Genomic DNA, 16,355 nt, shown 5'->3' on the forward strand with positions numbered 1-16,355 from the left:
ATGGTTGAGGATTCACAAGAAACGACGCACTTTGGCTTCCAGACAGTAGCCAAATCGCAGAAAGAGGACATGGTGGCGCATGTATTCCATTCTGTTGCCGCTAAGTATGATGTCATGAACGACCTGATGTCGTTCGGGATCCATCGCTTGTGGAAGCGCTTCACCATTGATTGCAGCGGCGTTCGTCGTGGGCAAAAAGTGCTTGATTTAGCAGGCGGTACTGGCGACCTGACGGCGAAATTCTCCCGTTTAGTGGGCGAAACCGGCAGCGTGGTATTAGCGGATATCAACGAATCAATGCTTAAAATGGGCCGCGAAAAGCTGCGCAACATTGGCGTGATTGGCAACGTTGAATACGTGCAGGCCAACGCCGAAGCGCTCCCGTTCCCGGACAATACCTTTGACTGCATCACCATCTCTTTTGGTCTGCGTAACGTCACCGACAAAGAGAAAGCGCTGCGTTCTATGTACCGCGTGCTGAAACCCGGTGGACGCCTGTTGGTGCTGGAGTTTTCCAAACCGATTATTGATCCGCTGAGCAAAGCTTACGATGCCTACTCGTTCCACGTGCTGCCGCGTGTGGGGGAGATGGTCGCAAATGACGGCGAAAGCTACCGTTACCTGGCGGAATCCATCCGTATGCATCCTAATCAGGACACGCTGAAAGCGATGATGCAGGATGCGGGCTTTGAAAGTGTGGATTACTACAACCTGACAGCCGGTATTGTCGCGCTGCACCGTGGTTATAAGTTCTGACAGGAGTTCGCCATGCCTTTTCAACCTTTGGTTACTGCGGGCATTGAAGGTGCGCTCAATACCTTTTTGTGGCGCGAGCGCGCGTTAAAACCGGCCCGTCAGCGTCTGCTGGGTAAGGTGTTGCGCGTTGAAATGAAAGAGTTCTCTTCGCCGCTGGTGCTTGTATTTAGCGAGCAACAGATTGATGTGCTGGGCGCATGGGAAGGCGAGGCTGACTGCACGGTAACGACGCGTATTGGTGTGCTGCCACAGTTGCGCAATCGCCAACAGCTGACCTCGTTGATTCGTTCTGGCGATCTCGAAGTGCAGGGCGACCTTCAGGTTGTTCAAAATTTTGTCGCGCTGGCCGATCTCGCGGAATTCGATCCTGCCGAACTGTTGGCACCCTATACCGGTGATATCGCCGCAGAAGGTGTCAGCAAAGTATTGCGCGGTGGGGCGAAGTTTCTTCAGCGCGGTTTACAACGCCAGCAGCGCTATGTGTCTGAAGTCATTACCGAAGAGTGGCGCATGGCGCCCGGTTCGCTGGAAGTCGCCTGGTTTGCCGAAGAGAGTGCCGCCGTTGCGCGCGCCGTCGAGGCCTTAACCAAACGGCTGGAAAAACTGGAGGGGAAATGACGCCAGGGGAAATTCGGCGCCTGTATTTTATCATCCACACCTTTTTGAGTTACGGGCTTGATGAGCTCATTCCCAAAATGCGTATCACCCTGCCAATTCGTATCTGGCGGCGAACGTTGTTCTGGATGCCAAATCGCCATAAAGATCTGCCATTAGGTGAGCGTCTGCGCCTTGCCTTGCAAGAGCTCGGCCCTGTCTGGATAAAATTCGGCCAGATGCTTTCAACCCGCCGCGATCTCTTCCCTTTACAAATCGCCGATCAGCTCGCCATGTTGCAGGACCGCGTCGCACCGTTTGACGGCAAACTCGCGCAACAGCAAATTGAGAAATCGATGGGCGGTATTCCTGTTGAAAGCTGGTTTGATGATTTCCAGGTCGAACCGTTGGCTTCCGCGTCCATCGCTCAGGTGCACACAGCGCGCCTGAAAGAAAATGGTAAAGAAGTTGTCATCAAAGTGATCCGCCCTGACATTCTGCCGGTCATCAAAGCGGACATGAAACTGATTTACCGTCTTGCACGCTGGGTGCCTCGTTTGCTGCCCGACGGACGCCGTCTGCGTCCGCAAGAAGTGGTGCGCGAATATGAAAAGACGCTGCTCGATGAACTGAATCTTCTTCGCGAAGCGGCGAACGCTATTCAGTTACGCCGAAACTTTGAAACCAGCCCGATGCTCTATGTACCTGAAGTCTATTCTGACTACTGTCGCGAAGACATGCTGGTGATGGAACGCATCTACGGGATTCCGGTTTCTGATATCGAAGCGTTGGAAAAGCAAAACACCAACATGAAGCTGCTAGCTGAACGTGGTGTGCAGGTCTTCTTTACGCAGGTCTTCCGCGACAGTTTCTTCCATGCGGACATGCACCCGGGCAATATTTTCGTCAGTTACGAGCATCCCGAAGATCCCAAATACATTGGCATCGACTGCGGTATTGTTGGCTCATTGAACAAAGACGATAAGCGCTATCTGGCGGAAAACTTTATCGCTTTCTTTAATCGCGACTACCGCAAAGTGGCTGAGCTGCATGTGGATTCTGGTTGGGTTCCGCCGGATACCAACGTTGAAGAGTTTGAATTTGCGATTCGCACGGTCTGTGAACCTATCTTCGAAAAGCCGCTTTCGGAGATCTCGTTTGGTCACGTATTGCTGAATTTGTTCAACACCGCTCGCCGTTTCAATATGGAAGTACAGCCGCAGTTGGTTTTACTTCAGAAAACACTACTTTACGTTGAGGGGGTAGGACGTCAGCTCTATCCTCAGTTAGACTTATGGAAGACAGCGAAACCTTTCCTTGAGTCATGGCTCAAAGATCAGGTAGGGCTTCCGGCGCTGGTTCGTGCGTTTAAAGAAAAAGCGCCGTTCTGGATAGAAAAAATGCCGGAAATGCCGGAACTGATTTACGACAGTTTGCGCCAGGGCAAAAGCCTTCAGCGAAGTATTGATAAAATCGCTCACGAATTGGGAGCCAATCGCGTCCGGCAGGGGCAATCTCGCTATCTGTTCGGTGTGGGGGCTGTATTCATGCTGAGCGGCACGTTGCTGTTGATAACCCGTCCTGATCTGGGGCTCCAACCTACAGGGTTGATGGGCGCGGGGATAGTTGCCTGGCTGATTGGCTGGTTTAAAGGCCGCTGATTTTTGCATCATTTAGACGAAGGCGTGTAAGCTACACGTCAGTGGATTCATTATCATCTGACACAGAGGAATATGTATGGGTGGTATCAGTGTTTGGCAGTTGTTGATCGTCGTTGTTATCGTGGTTCTGCTTTTCGGGACGAAAAAGCTGAGCTCACTGGGATCTGACCTGGGTGCGTCTATCAAGGGCTTCAAAAAAGCCATGGGTGATGAAGACGGCAAACCGGAACAGAAAGAGACATCCGCTCAGGACGCTGATTTCCCTGCGAAATCATTATCTGAAAAGCAGGATGAAGCCAGCAAAGACGACGCAAAACGCCACGATAAAGAGCAGGTGTAATTCGTGTTCGACATTGGTTTCAGTGAACTGCTGCTGGTCTTCATTATTGGTCTGATTGTGCTTGGGCCAAAACGTTTGCCGGTGGCAGTGAAAACGGTAGCAGGCTGGATCCGGGCTATTCGCTCGATGGCGACTACCGTGCAAAACGAACTGGCTCAGGAGCTGAAACTCCAGGAGTTTCAGGACAGCCTGAAAAAAGTTGAGAAGGCGAGCCTCGGCAATCTTTCTCCGGAGTTGAAGGACTCGATGGATGAGCTGCGCGAAGCGGCGGAATCCATGAAGCGTTCCTACACTCAGCAGGATCCTGAGCACTCAAGCGATGAAGCCAATACCATCCGCAATCCAGTGGTGAAAGGCAGCGAAGCGCAGCGCGAAGGCGTCACACCGGTTACGCCAGAGCATCAGGCAAGCGCCGAAGCACAGGCTCCTGATGTAGCTGAAACCATCGAGAAAGCCCCGGAAACAGTTGTTTCTGTGGAGAAGGTGAAAGCGCCAGCTGCCGTATCGGCTTCTGATCCCTCCCCTGCAACCAGCGATAAACCGTAAACATGGGCGTAGAACAGACTCAACCGCTGATTTCGCATTTGATTGAGCTGCGTAAGCGCCTCATCAATTGCATCATCGCGGTATTTGTAATTTTTCTGGCGTTAGTCTATTTCGCTAACGACATTTATCAGCTGGTGTCCGCACCGCTTATCAAGCAGATGCCTGTCGGGGCAACGATGATCGCCACCGATGTGGCTTCGCCGTTCTTTACGCCTATCAAACTGACCTTCATGGTTTCAGTTATCCTCTCTGCTCCCGTGATCCTTTATCAGGTTTGGGCGTTTGTGGCCCCGGCACTGTATAAACACGAGCGCCGTCTGGTCGTGCCATTGCTGGTCTCCAGCACGCTGCTGTTTTATATCGGCATGGCTTTCGCTTACTTTGTGGTGTTCCCGCTGGCGTTTGGTTTCCTGACGCATACCGCGCCGATTGGCGTGCAGGTGTCGACGGATATCCGTAGCTATCTCGATTTCGTCATGGCGTTGTTTATGGCCTTCGGCGTGTCGTTTGAAGTGCCGGTCGCGATAGTGTTGCTGTGCTGGGTGGGCGTCACTACGCCAGATGACCTGCGCAAGAAGCGTCCTTATGTGCTGGTCGCTGCTTTCGTTATCGGCATGCTGTTAACGCCGCCGGACGTATTCTCGCAAACGTTGCTCGCCATTCCGATGTATTGCCTGTTTGAAGTGGGCGTCTTCTTTGCCCGTTTCTATACCGGTAAACGGCTCTCGCGTGATGAAGACGCAGCGGCGGAAGAAGAAGCCGCTGCCAGCGAAAAAGAAGAATAAACCAGCCGCCCGAAAGGGCGGTTGTTGTATGGGAGTCACCATGTTTGATATTGGCGTGAATCTAACCAGTTCTCAGTTTGACCGCGATCGTGATGAGGTGGTGACGCGAGCGTTCGCCACAGAAATTAGCGGAATGCTGATAACCGGCACCAACCTGCAAGAAAGCGAAGCGGCGCAACAATTGGCTCAGCGTTATGAGCACTGCTGGTCAACGGCAGGCGTACATCCTCACAATAGCAGTAGCTGGACGGTGGAAGTCGCAGAGGCGATTCGCCAGCTGGCGCAGCAGCCTCGCGTGGTTGCTATCGGTGAGTGTGGACTTGATTTCAACCGTAATTTCTCCACGCCGCAGGAACAGGAGATTGCTTTCAGTGCTCAGTTATCTCTCGCCGCAGAGCTGAATATGCCCGTTTTTCTGCATTGCCGTGATGCGCATGAACGCTTTATTACGCTATTAAAACCGTGGTTATCGAAACTGCCTGGCTCAGTGCTGCACTGTTTTACCGGTACGCGACAAGAACTGGAAGAATGCCTCGCCAATGGGCTGTATATCGGCATTACCGGTTGGGTGTGCGATGAGCGTCGCGGGCTGGAATTACGCGAATTATTGCCATTGATTCCGGCGGATCGCTTGCTGGTGGAAACCGATGCACCGTGGCTGCTGCCGCGAGATTTGTCACCCAAACCGGCTTCACGCCGAAATGAGCCTAAGAATCTCCCCCATATTTTGGCGCGAATCGCACAGTGGCGTGGGGAAGACTTACCAACGTTGTCGGCCATTACCGATCAGAATGTGAAAGCAGTGTTTGGTGTCGATTTTTGAATTCAGACTTTGCGGAAGTCGGTGTTTTTCACGCTCTGTAAAACCTGCTTATTCAACAAGTTCAGCAGTAACATGGAACGCGCTTCGCCGTCGGGTTCAGTGAAAATCGCCTGTAGCCCTTCAAATGCGCCTTCGGTGATCACCACATTATCGCCAGAGTACGGCGTTTCCGGATCGGTTATCCCTTCCGGTTTGTGGATGGAGAGCTGATGAATGACGTCGGACGGCACCATCGCGGGTTGCATTCCAAAGCGAACGAAATGGCTGACCCCACGTGTAGCGTTGATAGTGGTAGTGTGAATGACCTCGGGGTCAAACTCCACGAACAGATAGTTGGGAAACAGCGGTTCGTCGACCGTAGTGCGTTTACCGCGGACGATTTTTTCCAGCGCAATAGTTGGCATCAGGCAATTAACTGCCTGGCGTTCAAGGTGTTCCTGGGCACGCTGAAGTTGCCCACGTTTGCAGTACAGTAAATACCAGGCTTGCATAATGACTCTTTCCCGTAATTCTTGGGAAAGCATAACAAAAGCCAGGCGCGATAGCGAAAGGGATTGTTGCCTCATACGGAGTCCGGGAGTTCACGCTAATTTAACAAAATTACAGCATCCCGCGACTGAACGCCGTATAATGAGGCGCTTACAAAGAGGCCATGACTGACCCCATGAAATACCACGATTTACGCGACTTTCTGACACAACTGGAACAACAGGGCGAGCTGAAACGCATTTCCCTGCCGGTCGATCCCCACCTGGAAATCACCGAGATTGCCGATCGTACCCTGCGTGCGGGCGGTCCGGCGCTGCTGTTCGAAAACCCGAAAGGCTACGACATGCCGGTGCTGTGCAACTTGTTCGGTACGCCGAAGCGCGTGGCGATGGGCATGGGGCAGGAAGACGTTAGCGCATTGCGTGAAGTGGGAAAATTGCTGGCGTTCCTGAAAGAGCCGGAACCGCCAAAAGGGTTCCGTGACCTGTTCGATAAACTGCCGCAATTTAAGCAAGTGCTGAACATGCCGACCAAACGGCTGCGCGGCGCCCCGTGCCAGCAAAAAGTGATGCAGGGCGACGACGTTGATTTAACCCGTATTCCAATCATGACCTGCTGGCCGGAAGATGCCGCTCCGCTTATCACCTGGGGGTTAACGGTGACGCGCGGGCCACACAAAGAGCGGCAGAATTTAGGCATTTATCGTCAGCAGTTGATCGGCAAAAACAAGCTGATTATGCGCTGGTTGTCTCATCGCGGCGGCGCGCTGGATTTCCAGGAATGGTGTGCGGCCCATCCGGGCGAACGTTTCCCGGTTGCGGTGGCGCTGGGCGCAGATCCGGCGACTATCCTTGCAGCTGTGACGCCCGTGCCAGATACCTTATCTGAATACGCTTTCGCCGGACTCTTGCGCGGCACCAAAACCGAAGTGGTTAAGTGTCTGTCGAACGATCTGGAAGTGCCTGCCAGTGCGGAAATCGTGCTGGAAGGCTATATCGAAGCCGGCGAAATGGCACCGGAAGGGCCGTACGGCGATCACACCGGTTACTACAATGAAGTGGATAGCTTCCCGGTGTTTACCGTCACACATGTGACTCAACGCGAAGATGCTATTTATCACTCAACTTACACCGGCCGTCCACCAGATGAACCTGCGGTGCTCGGCGTGGCGTTGAATGAAGTTTTCGTTCCGATCCTGCAAAAGCAGTTTCCGGAAATTGTCGATTTCTATCTGCCGCCGGAAGGCTGTTCTTATCGCCTTGCTGTCGTCACCATGAAAAAGCAGTACGCCGGTCACGCGAAGCGCGTGATGATGGGTGTGTGGTCGTTCCTGCGCCAGTTTATGTACACCAAATTTGTGATTGTCTGCGATGACGACGTTAACGCCCGTGACTGGAACGACGTTATATGGGCCATCACGACGCGTATGGATCCTGCCCGTGATACGGTGCTGGTCGAAAATACGCCGATTGATTATCTGGACTTTGCCTCGCCGGTTTCCGGTTTAGGCTCGAAAATGGGGCTGGACGCCACCAACAAATGGCCTGGCGAAACCACGCGTGAGTGGGGACGCCCGATCAAGAAAGATCCCGAAGTGACGGCGCGAATTGACGCCATTTGGGATGATCTGGCCATCTTTAATGACGGTAAAAGCGCCTGACGCGCGCCGTGTTAGCCTTATAGACCCGACAGAGGGAGCGCATGACAACCTTAAGCTGTAAAGTCACTTCGGTAGATGCCATTACCGACACGGTATATCGCGTTCGTTTAGAACCGGAAGCGGCCTTTTCCTTCCGCGCGGGCCAGTATTTGATGGTGGTGATGGACGAGCGTGATAAGCGCCCGTTCTCAATGGCGTCTACGCCGGCCGAGCAGAACAGCATTGAGCTTCATATCGGCGCGTCCGAGCTGAATCTGTACGCCATGGCTGTGATGGACAGAATTCTCAAAGAGAATGAGATTGTGGTCGATATCCCGCACGGTGAAGCGTGGCTGCGTGACGATGAAGAGCGTCCGCTGGTGCTGATTGCCGGTGGTACAGGGTTCTCCTATGTGCGTTCGATTCTGCTGACTGCGCTTTCACAAAACCCGAATCGTGACATCGCGATTTACTGGGGCGGGCGTGAAGAGAAGCATCTGTATGATTTGTCTGAACTGGAAGCACTCTCCTTAAACCATCCGAATCTGCGCATTGAGCCGGTGGTTGAGCAGCCGGAAGAGGGCTGGCGTGGTCGTTCTGGCACGGTGTTAACGGCGGTGTTGCAGGATTACGGTACGCTGGCGGAACACGATATTTATATCGCCGGTCGTTTCGAGATGGCGAAAATCGCCCGCGACCTGTTCTGTAATGAACGTAATGCACGTGAAGATCGCCTGTTTGGCGACGCGTTCGCGTTCATCTAAGCAGATAAAAAACCCGCCCCTGACAGGCGGGAAAAACGGCAACTAAACTCTCTCTTCACCATTGTCGCCATAACTGTGTTGGCTGCACTCACCCACCCGAATCACTTACTTTTGTAAGCTCATCGGGATGTGTTCGTTTGCCGCCTTGTTCTGGCGTCAATGGCTTTGAGATATGCGATATTCCGGGTGAACAAATCACCCGAATACATTCCTAATCAGACGCGCTCGATCACCGTCGCAATCCCCTGACCCAAACCGATACACATCGTCGCCAGACCAAACTGGGCGTCTTTGCGTTCCATCAGATTCAGCAGCGTGGTAGTGATACGCGCGCCGGAACATCCTAGCGGATGGCCGAGAGCGATTGCTCCGCCGTTGAGGTTGATCTTCTCGTCGATCTGCTCCATCAGCCCCAGATCTTTAATGCATGGCAGGATCTGCGCGGCGAAGGCTTCATTCATTTCAAACAAATCGATATCGCTCGCGGAAAGACCGGCTTTTTTCAGCGCCAGTTTTGACGCCGGAACCGGACCGTAGCCCATGATCGACGGGTCACAGCCGACAACGGCCATTGAACGTACCCGAGCGCGTGCTTTCAGCCCCAATTCGCGGGCGCGGCTTTCACTCATCACCAACATTGCGGCTGCGCCGTCGGAGAGAGCGGAAGACGTGCCTGCGGTTACTGTACCCGTCACCGGATCGAATGCCGGGCGTAAAGCAGACAGTGCTTCAACGGTGGTTTCCGGGCGGATCACTTCGTCGTAGTAAAACTGCTTCAGTACGCCGTCGGCGTCGTGACCACCGGTCGGGATAATTTCGTTTTTGAACGCACCGGACTGTGTGGCTGCCCAGGCGCGAGCGTGAGAACGGGCGGCGAACTGATCCTGCATTTCACGGCTGATGCCGTGCAGACGCGACAGCATCTCTGCGGTCAGGCCCATCATGCCCGCTGCTTTCGCCACACTGCGGCTCATACCCGGATGGAAATCCACACCGTGACTCATCGGCACGTGGCCCATATGTTCCACGCCGCCAACCAGACATGCTTGCGCATCACCGGTCATGATCATTCTCGCCGCGTCGTGTAGCGCCTGCATGGATGACCCACACAAGCGGTTGACGGTGACTGCCGGAACGGAATGCGGAATTTCGGCCAGCAGTGAGGCGTTGCGGGCAATGTTGAAGCCTTGTTCAAGCGTTTGTTGTACGCAGCCCCAATAAATGTCGTCGAGCGCCGCCGGATCTAAGGCCGGATTGCGCGACAGTAGGCTGCGCATCAGGTGAGCGGAAAGATCTTCTGCCCGCACATTGCGGAATGCGCCGCCTTTTGAACGGCCCATCGGGGTACGAATTGCATCGACAATGACAACCTGTTCCATTGTGACTCCTTAAGCTGTTTTCAGCTCACCCACCGGGCGGGCAGGTTCAACCGGTGGATAATATGCTTCGTTGTGACGCGCCTTGCTGCGCAGGCCTTCTGGCACATCATACAACGGGCCGAGATGCTGATACTGCTGCGCCATGTCGAGGTATTTGGCACTGCCAAGCGTATCCAGCCAGCGGAATGCGCCCCCGTGGAATGGAGGGAAGCCAAGGCCATAAACCAGCGCCATATCCGCTTCTGCCGGGCTTGCGATAATGCCTTCTTCAAGACAGCGCACCACTTCGTTGACCATCGGGATCATCATGCGGGCGATAATTTCTTCATCGCTGAAATCGCGTTTGGCCTGACTGACTTCCGCCAGCAACGCTTCTACCGCAGGATCTTCCTCTTTCTTTGGTTTGCCTTTGCTGTCTTCTTTATAGCGCCAGAAACCGAGGCCATTTTTTTGACCGTAGCGGCTGGCATCAAATAAGGCATCAATGGCATCGCGATAATCTTTCTGCATACGCTGCGGGAAACCGGCGGCCATCACGGCCTGCGCGTGATGCGCGGTATCAATTCCGACAACGTCCAGCAGATAGGCCGGGCCCATCGGCCAGCCGAACACTTTTTCCATCACTTTATCGACTTTGTGGAAGTCAGCGCCGTCGCGCAGCAACTGGCTGAAACCGGCAAAATAGGGGAACAGTACGCGGTTGACGAAGAAGCCCGGGCAATCGTTGACCACGATCGGCGTTTTGCCCATTTTGCTCGCCCAGGCGACGACTTTAGCAATGGTTTCGTCTGAGGTTTTCTCGCCGCGAATCACTTCCACCAGTGGCATGCGGTGCACAGGGTTGAAGAAATGCATGCCGCAGAAGTTTTCCGGACGCTTTAATACGCTCGCCAGTTCGCCGATAGGAATGGTTGAGGTATTGGACGCCAGCACCGCATCCGGACGGACTTTGTCTTCGGTTTCTGCCAGCACGGCTTTTTTGATTTTTGGGTTTTCAACAACCGCTTCGACCACGACGTCGACGCGTTCAAATCCGGCGTAATCAAGCGTGGGATGGATCGTGGAAATCACATTTGCCAGTTTCAGTCCGTTAATTTTTCCGCGTTCTAACTGTTTATTGAGCAGTTTGGCCGCTTCGTTCATGCCGAGCGTCAGCGATTTGTCATTGATATCTTTCATGATGACTGGCACGCCTTTCCAGGCGGACTGATAAGCAATACCGCCACCCATGATCCCGGCACCGAGCACGGCGGCCTGTTTCGGGGTGTCGACATTTTTGGTCAGCTTTTTCGCCTGGCCTTTTACGAACTGATCATTGAGGAAAATGCCGACCAGCGCACGGGCTTCATTCGAATGCGCGAGCGGCACAAAGCTCTGATTCTCAAGCACTAGCGCCTGATCACGGCCTAAACGAGACGCCGCCTCAATGGTTTTCACCGCGGTGATGGGCGCCGGGTAATGTTTGCCCGCCGTCTGCATCACCATGCCTTTGGCAATGGTAAAGCTCATGGTGGCTTCAATTTTGCTGAGTTTCAGCGGATCGAGCTTCGGCTGGCGTTTGGCTTTCCAGTCTAAATCGCCGTTGATTGCCTGGCGCAGAACGGCAATGGCACCGTCGCGCAGTTTTTCTGCTTTCACAATCCCGTCGACGAGACCGAGTTTGAGCGCTTCGTCGGCACCCACATCTTTCCCGGCGGCGATGATTTCCAGTGCGCTATCAGCCCCAAGCAGACGTGGCAGACGAACGGAGCCGCCAAAGCCAGGCATAATGCCGAGCTTGGTTTCAGGCAGGCCGATACGCAGGTCCGGCGTTGCCAGACGGTAATCGGTGGCTAACACACATTCGCAGCCGCCGCCCAATGCGTAGCCATTGACAGCGGAAAGCGTTGGGACCGGCAAATCTTCCAGACGACAGAAAACGCTGTTGGCAAAATGCAGCCACTGGCTCAGTTGTTCCTGTGGAACCTGGAATAATGAAAGGAATTCGGTGATGTCTGCGCCGACGATGAATGCGGCTTTTTCGGAACGCAGCAGCAGGCCTTTGAGGTCGGGCTGTTTTTCGAGGACATCGAGCGCCTGGCCGAGGCTGGCCACGGTGGCAGTATCAAGCTTGTTGACCGAGCCGGGGGCATCGAACACCAGTTCGGCAATGCCATCTTCCAGCCAGTCGAGGTAAAGGGTGTCGCCTTTGTAGAGCATGTCAGTCTCCTGAATCCAGCAAAGTTACTGGTCTTACCAGATGAGGCGAAGTGTGGATTTTATGTTAATAAAATGCAAATTACTCTGTGAGAAAATGACGTCTGGATCACGCTCGGCAGAAATACGCAGCGCGAAACCGATGTGCTAAGATGCGGGGAATTCGGGTTATAAAGAGAGAAGGGTAAAACATGGACTCACTGGCCACACTCTATAAAAATCATATTGATACGTTGCAGGAACGCACTCGTGACGTGCTCGACCGTTTTAAGCTCGACGCGCTGTTGATTCACTCCGGCGAACTGTTTAACGTTTTTCTCGACGATCATCCGTATCCGTTCAAAGTGAACCCGCAATTCAAAGCATGGGTGCCAGTGACTCAGGTGCCGAACTGCTGGTTGCTGGTGGATGGCGTTAACAAACCGAAGCTGTGGTTCTATTTGCCGGTCGATTACTGGCACAACGTGGAGCCGTTGCCCACTTCTTTCTGGACCGAGGATGTTGATGTTATCGCGTTGCCAAAAGCCGATGGCATTGGCAGCCAACTTCCTGCGGCGCGTGGCAACATTGCGTATATCGGCCCGGTGGCTGAACGCGCGTTGGGCCTGGATATTGCCGCCGCCAATATCAACCCGAAAGGGGTGATCGATTACCTGCACTATTATCGCTCTTACAAAACCGATTACGAACTTTCCTGCATGCGCGAAGCGCAGAAAATGGCAGTGAATGGTCATCAGGCGGCGGAAGAAGCTTTCCTTTCCGGAATGAGCGAGTTCGATATCAACCTGGCGTATCTGACTGCCACGGGCCAGCGTGATACTGACGTGCCTTACAGCAATATCGTGGCGCTGAACGAGCACGCATCAGTGCTGCATTACACCAAACTGGACCACCGCGCGCCGTCTGAAATGCGCAGTTTCCTGTTGGATGCAGGTGCGGAATACAACGGTTATGCCGCTGACCTGACCCGTACCTGGGCGGGTAACGCAGATACCGAATTCGCACAGTTGATTAAAGACGTCAACACTGAGCAACTGGCGCTGATTGACACCCTGAAAGCGGGCGTGAGCTACGTTGACTATCATATCCAGTTCCATCAGCGCATCGCCAAACTGCTGCGTAAGCATCAGTTGATCACCGATATGAGTGAAGAAGCGATGGTGGAAAATGACCTGACCGGGCCGTTTATGCCGCACGGGATTGGGCATCCGCTGGGTCTGCAAGTGCATGATGTTGCGGGTTTTATGCAGGATGATAAAGGCACGCATCTTGCCGCGCCGTCTAAATATCCTTATCTGCGCTGCACTCGCATTTTGCAACCGCGTATGGTGCTGACCATCGAGCCGGGTATCTACTTCATCGAGTCGCTGCTGGCGCCGTGGCGTGAAGGCCAATTCAGCAAGCACTTCAACTGGCAGAAGATTGAAGCCATGAAGCCATTCGGTGGGATCCGCATCGAAGATAACGTGGTTATCCGCGAAAACGGCGTCGAAAACATGACCCGAGATCTGAAGCTGGCTTGATGGACAGTTGGCTTATCCCGGCTGCGCCAGTGGCCGTGGTTGAAGAGATCAAAAAGAGCCGCTTCATTACGTTACTCGCGCATACTGAGGGCGTGGAAGCGGCAAAGGCTTTTGTGGAATCGGTGCGGGTGGAACATCCGGACGCGCGCCACCACTGTGTGGCGTGGGTTGCCGGGCCGCCCAATGATTCGCAACAGCTGGGTTTTTCTGATGACGGTGAACCGGCGGGAACGGCGGGGAAACCGATGCTTGCGCAACTGATGGGCAGCGGTGTTGGGGAAATCACCGCTGTGGTGGTTCGCTATTACGGCGGTATTTTGCTTGGCACGGGTGGTCTGGTGAAAGCTTACGGCGGCGGTGTTCATCAAGCGTTGGCTGAACTGACGACTCTGCGCAAGACGCCGCTGACCGAATATACTTTGCAGTGTGATTACGGACAGTTAGCGGGCGTTGAATCTTTGCTGGCTCACTTTTCCGGCAACATCGTCAGCAGTGATTATCAGGCCGTAGTCCAGCTTCGGGTGGCGCTTCCGCAGGCCGAACTGGCGGCTTTTTCGACAAGACTGGCTGATTTTAGTCGCGGTGCGTTGCAATTGCGCCGGATTGACGAATAATCCCCGGTCTACTTTTTGCTTATCAAAGGAAGCGGCAGAGATGCATTTTCGTGCCATAACCCGAATCGTTGGACTGCTGGTCATTTTGTTTTCGGGAACGATGATTGTTCCTGGACTGGTAGCGTTGATTTACCGGGATGGGGCCGGGCGAGCATTTACTCAAACTTTTTTCGTGGCATTGGCGATTGGTTCGATGTTGTGGTGGCCGAACCGTAAGCAAAAGGGCGAACTCAAATCCCGCGAAGGGTTTTTGATTGTCGTGTTGTTCTGGACGGTGCTGGGTAGCGTGGGTGCGCTGCCGTTTATTTTCTCCGAACAGCCGAATCTGACCATAACTGACGCCTTCTTTGAATCTTTTTCCGGGCTGACGACGACGGGCGCAACGACGCTGGTTGGCCTGGACTCATTACCGCACGCGATCCTCTTTTATCGACAGATGCTGCAGTGGTTCGGCGGGATGGGGATCATCGTATTGGCGGTGGCGATTCTGCCTATTCTTGGCGTCGGCGGGATGCAGCTTTATCGCGCTGAAATGCCGGGGCCGCTGAAAGATAATAAGATGCGCCCGCGAATCGCCGAAACCGCGAAAACGTTGTGGCTCATTTATGTCTTGTTGACCGTTGCCTGTGCGCTGGCGCTGTGGTTCGCCGGTATGCCCGCCTTCGATGCGATTGGGCACAGCTTCTCGACTATTGCGATTGGTGGCTTTTCGACACATGACGCCAGCGTAGGCTATTTCAACAGTCCGACCATCAACACGATTATTGCCATCTTCCTGCTTATCTCCGGTTGTAACTACGGTCTGCACTTCTCTTTATTAAGCGGTCGCAATCTGAGGGTCTATTGGCGAGATCCTGAATTCAGGATGTTCATCGGCGTGCAGCTGACGCTGGTGGTGGTCTGTACGCTGGTGTTGTGGTTCCACGATGTGTATACCTCAGCGCTGACGACACTCAATCAGGCGTTCTTCCAGGTGGTGTCGATGGCGACGACCGCGGGTTTCACCACCGACAGCATCGCACGTTGGCCGCTGTTCCTGCCCGTTCTGCTTCTCTGCTCTGCTTTTATTGGCGGTTGCGCGGGCTCCACGGGCGGAGGATTGAAGGTGATTCGTATTCTTCTTCTATTTAAGCAGGGGAATCGTGAGCTGAAACGTCTGGTGCATCCGAATGCGGTTTACAGCATTAAGCTTGGCAACCGCGCGTTACCGGAACGTATTCTCGAAGCGGTGTGGGGATTTTTCTCCGCCTACGCCCTGGTCTTCATCATTAGTATGTTGGCTATCATTGCCACTGGCGTTGATGATTTCTCCGCTTTTGCTTCTGTCGTTGCAACATTGAATAACCTTGGCCCGGGTTTGGGTGTCGTGGCCGATAACTTTGCCAGTATGAATCCGGTTGCGAAATGGATCCTGATTGCCAACATGCTATTTGGTCGTCTGGAAGTCTTTACCTTGTTGGTGCTGTTTACACCGACTTTCTGGCGCGATTAACAGGAGCGTTTGTGAAAATATTGATTCTCTTTTCTACCCGGGATGGGCAAACGCGTGAGATTGCCGCGTCGCTGGCGTCTGAATTGAAAGAGCAGGGCTTTGCGGCGGATATCGTTAATCTGCATCGCGCAGAGACTATCGCCTGGCAAGAGTATGATGGCGTTGTTATCGGGGCATCAATTCGTTATGGACATTTCCATTCAACGCTGGATGCCTTTGTGAAAAAGCATCAGCAGGCACTTAAGCAATTGCCGAGCGCTTTCTATTCCGTAAATCTTGTAGCGCGTAAGCCAGAGAAATGTACGCCGCAGACTAACAGCTATACTCGCAAGTTCTTGCTCGATTCCCCTTGGCAGCCAGATCATAGCGCGGTCTTCGCGGGTGCGCTGCGTTATCCGCGTTATAGCTGGTATGACCGCATGATGATCCGCCTGATTATGAAGATGACAGGCGGGGAAACGGATACCCGTAAAGAAGTGGTGTATACCGACTGGCAGCAAGTCGCGAATTTCGCCCGTGAAATTGCTCAACTAATACGCAAATAGTGTGTAAAAAAGGCGTAAAGCCTGGATTTTGAGCAGTCAGAAAGTTTTTTTGAATTTCCTCTTGTCACCTCAGAATAACTCCCTATAATGCGCCTCCACTGACACGGAACAACGGCAAGCAAGCCGCCGGGTCAGAAGGGTTTCTCCGGAAATTCTGACAGAGAAAAGCGAAAATAACCGCTTGACTCTGAATGAGGAAAACGTATTAT

At 53.6% G+C, this 16,355-nt stretch carries 16 protein-coding genes; 13 read left to right on the plus strand and 3 right to left on the minus strand.

Annotation, left to right across the window (positions count from 1 at the left end; genetic code table 11):
- From ubiE to tatD, 7 genes are all read left to right on the plus strand, one after another.
- Window positions 1-756, plus strand: a complete 756-nt coding sequence (ubiE, locus tag VH187_RS07820) for a bifunctional demethylmenaquinone methyltransferase/2-methoxy-6-polyprenyl-1,4-benzoquinol methylase UbiE (RefSeq protein WP_329700893.1) — start codon at window positions 1-3, stop codon at window positions 754-756.
- A gap of 12 nt (window positions 757-768) precedes the next feature.
- Complete coding sequence (ubiJ, locus tag VH187_RS07825) at window positions 769-1,374, plus strand: ubiquinone biosynthesis protein UbiJ (protein WP_329700894.1); 606 nt, start codon at window positions 769-771, stop codon at window positions 1,372-1,374.
- Complete coding sequence (gene ubiB / locus VH187_RS07830) at window positions 1,371-3,011, plus strand: ubiquinone biosynthesis regulatory protein kinase UbiB (protein ID WP_329700895.1); 1,641 nt, start codon at window positions 1,371-1,373, stop codon at window positions 3,009-3,011. Before ubiJ ends, ubiB begins: the two co-directional genes overlap by 4 nt.
- A 76-nt stretch (window positions 3,012-3,087) precedes the next feature.
- Window positions 3,088-3,351: a Sec-independent protein translocase subunit TatA gene (tatA, locus tag VH187_RS07835; protein WP_329700896.1), complete on the plus strand. Its 264-nt coding sequence runs from the start codon at window positions 3,088-3,090 to the stop codon at window positions 3,349-3,351.
- 3 nt (window positions 3,352-3,354) lie between these two features.
- The gene (gene tatB / locus VH187_RS07840) at window positions 3,355-3,897 is read left to right on the plus strand and encodes a Sec-independent protein translocase protein TatB (protein ID WP_329700897.1); all 543 of its coding nucleotides are present in this window, start codon (window positions 3,355-3,357) and stop codon (window positions 3,895-3,897) included.
- Window positions 3,898-3,899: 2 nt separating this feature from the next.
- Window positions 3,900-4,682 (plus strand): Sec-independent protein translocase subunit TatC, encoded by a 783-nt coding sequence (gene tatC, locus VH187_RS07845; protein WP_329700898.1) that lies wholly within the window; start codon window positions 3,900-3,902, stop codon window positions 4,680-4,682.
- 28 nt (window positions 4,683-4,710) lie between these two features.
- The gene (gene tatD, locus VH187_RS07850; RefSeq protein WP_329700899.1) at window positions 4,711-5,505 is read left to right on the plus strand and encodes a 3'-5' ssDNA/RNA exonuclease TatD; all 795 of its coding nucleotides are present in this window, start codon (window positions 4,711-4,713) and stop codon (window positions 5,503-5,505) included.
- Between the two features lie 2 nt (window positions 5,506-5,507).
- On the opposite strand, the gene rfaH is transcribed toward tatD, so the two are convergent.
- Window positions 5,508-5,996, minus strand: a complete 489-nt coding sequence (rfaH, locus tag VH187_RS07855) for a transcription/translation regulatory transformer protein RfaH (RefSeq protein ID WP_329700900.1) — start codon at window positions 5,994-5,996, stop codon at window positions 5,508-5,510.
- Window positions 5,997-6,157: 161 nt separating this feature from the next.
- Here rfaH and ubiD point away from each other — a divergent pair, with 161 nt between their 5' ends.
- Both ubiD and fre read left to right on the plus strand, forming a co-directional pair.
- Window positions 6,158-7,654 carry a 4-hydroxy-3-polyprenylbenzoate decarboxylase gene (gene ubiD, locus VH187_RS07860; protein ID WP_414713913.1) on the plus strand — a complete coding sequence of 499 codons (1,497 nt, stop codon included), beginning with the start codon at window positions 6,158-6,160 and terminating at the stop codon, window positions 7,652-7,654.
- A gap of 41 nt (window positions 7,655-7,695) precedes the next feature.
- Window positions 7,696-8,397, plus strand: coding sequence for an NAD(P)H-flavin reductase (fre, locus tag VH187_RS07865; protein WP_329700901.1), 702 nt, complete (start codon window positions 7,696-7,698; stop codon window positions 8,395-8,397).
- Between the two features lie 215 nt (window positions 8,398-8,612).
- On the opposite strand, the gene fadA is transcribed toward fre, so the two are convergent.
- Window positions 8,613-9,776: an acetyl-CoA C-acyltransferase FadA gene (gene fadA, locus VH187_RS07870; RefSeq protein WP_329700902.1), complete on the minus strand. Its 1,164-nt coding sequence runs from the start codon at window positions 9,774-9,776 to the stop codon at window positions 8,613-8,615.
- Window positions 9,777-9,785: 9 nt separating this feature from the next.
- Complete coding sequence (gene fadB, locus VH187_RS07875; RefSeq protein ID WP_329700903.1) at window positions 9,786-11,975, minus strand: fatty acid oxidation complex subunit alpha FadB; 2,190 nt, start codon at window positions 11,973-11,975, stop codon at window positions 9,786-9,788.
- Window positions 11,976-12,163: 188 nt separating this feature from the next.
- On the opposite strand from fadB, the gene pepQ reads away from it, so the two are divergent.
- Genes pepQ through hemG form a run of 4 tightly spaced genes read left to right on the plus strand, consistent with a single transcriptional unit; the run spans window position 12,164 to window position 16,146 of the window.
- On the plus strand, window positions 12,164-13,495 hold the full coding sequence (gene pepQ, locus VH187_RS07880) for a Xaa-Pro dipeptidase (protein WP_329700904.1): 1,332 nt from the start codon (window positions 12,164-12,166) through the stop codon (window positions 13,493-13,495).
- Entirely contained in the window at window positions 13,495-14,109 is a 615-nt protein-coding gene (locus tag VH187_RS07885) for an IMPACT family protein (protein ID WP_329700905.1), read from the plus strand. The genes pepQ and VH187_RS07885 overlap by 1 nt, the downstream gene beginning before the upstream one ends.
- Window positions 14,110-14,149: 40 nt before the next feature.
- Window positions 14,150-15,601, plus strand: a complete 1,452-nt coding sequence (gene trkH / locus VH187_RS07890) for a Trk system potassium transporter TrkH (protein WP_329700906.1) — start codon at window positions 14,150-14,152, stop codon at window positions 15,599-15,601.
- A gap of 11 nt (window positions 15,602-15,612) precedes the next feature.
- Window positions 15,613-16,146 carry a menaquinone-dependent protoporphyrinogen IX dehydrogenase gene (gene hemG, locus VH187_RS07895; protein ID WP_329700907.1) on the plus strand — a complete coding sequence of 178 codons (534 nt, stop codon included), beginning with the start codon at window positions 15,613-15,615 and terminating at the stop codon, window positions 16,144-16,146.
- Window positions 16,147-16,355 lie beyond the last annotated feature (209 nt).

This window comes from Scandinavium sp., from assembly GCF_036271055.1.
In the GTDB taxonomy this organism is placed as follows: Bacteria; Pseudomonadota; Gammaproteobacteria; order Enterobacterales; family Enterobacteriaceae; genus Scandinavium.

Excerpts from the sequence above, each read along its gene's own strand:
- VH187_RS07885 (WP_329700905.1), top strand. The coding sequence starts at position 13,495 with ATGGACAGTTGGCTTATCCCGGCTGCGCCAGTGGCCGTGGTTGAAGAG.
- tatA (WP_329700896.1), top strand. The coding sequence starts at position 3,088 with ATGGGTGGTATCAGTGTTTGGCAGTTGTTGATCGTCGTTGTTATCGTG.
- pepQ (WP_329700904.1), top strand. The coding sequence starts at position 12,164 with ATGGACTCACTGGCCACACTCTATAAAAATCATATTGATACGTTGCAG.
- ubiD (WP_414713913.1), top strand. The coding sequence starts at position 6,158 with ATGACTGACCCCATGAAATACCACGATTTACGCGACTTTCTGACACAA.
- fre (WP_329700901.1), top strand. The coding sequence starts at position 7,696 with ATGACAACCTTAAGCTGTAAAGTCACTTCGGTAGATGCCATTACCGAC.
- trkH (WP_329700906.1), top strand. The coding sequence starts at position 14,150 with ATGCATTTTCGTGCCATAACCCGAATCGTTGGACTGCTGGTCATTTTG.
- ubiB (WP_329700895.1), top strand. The coding sequence starts at position 1,371 with ATGACGCCAGGGGAAATTCGGCGCCTGTATTTTATCATCCACACCTTT.
- ubiJ (WP_329700894.1), top strand. The coding sequence starts at position 769 with ATGCCTTTTCAACCTTTGGTTACTGCGGGCATTGAAGGTGCGCTCAAT.
- tatC (WP_329700898.1), top strand. The coding sequence starts at position 3,900 with ATGGGCGTAGAACAGACTCAACCGCTGATTTCGCATTTGATTGAGCTG.
- ubiE (WP_329700893.1), top strand. The coding sequence starts at position 1 with ATGGTTGAGGATTCACAAGAAACGACGCACTTTGGCTTCCAGACAGTA.
- fadB (WP_329700903.1), bottom strand. The coding sequence starts at position 11,975 with ATGCTCTACAAAGGCGACACCCTTTACCTCGACTGGCTGGAAGATGGC.
- rfaH (WP_329700900.1), bottom strand. The coding sequence starts at position 5,996 with ATGCAAGCCTGGTATTTACTGTACTGCAAACGTGGGCAACTTCAGCGT.
- tatD (WP_329700899.1), top strand. The coding sequence starts at position 4,711 with ATGGGAGTCACCATGTTTGATATTGGCGTGAATCTAACCAGTTCTCAG.
- fadA (WP_329700902.1), bottom strand. The coding sequence starts at position 9,776 with ATGGAACAGGTTGTCATTGTCGATGCAATTCGTACCCCGATGGGCCGT.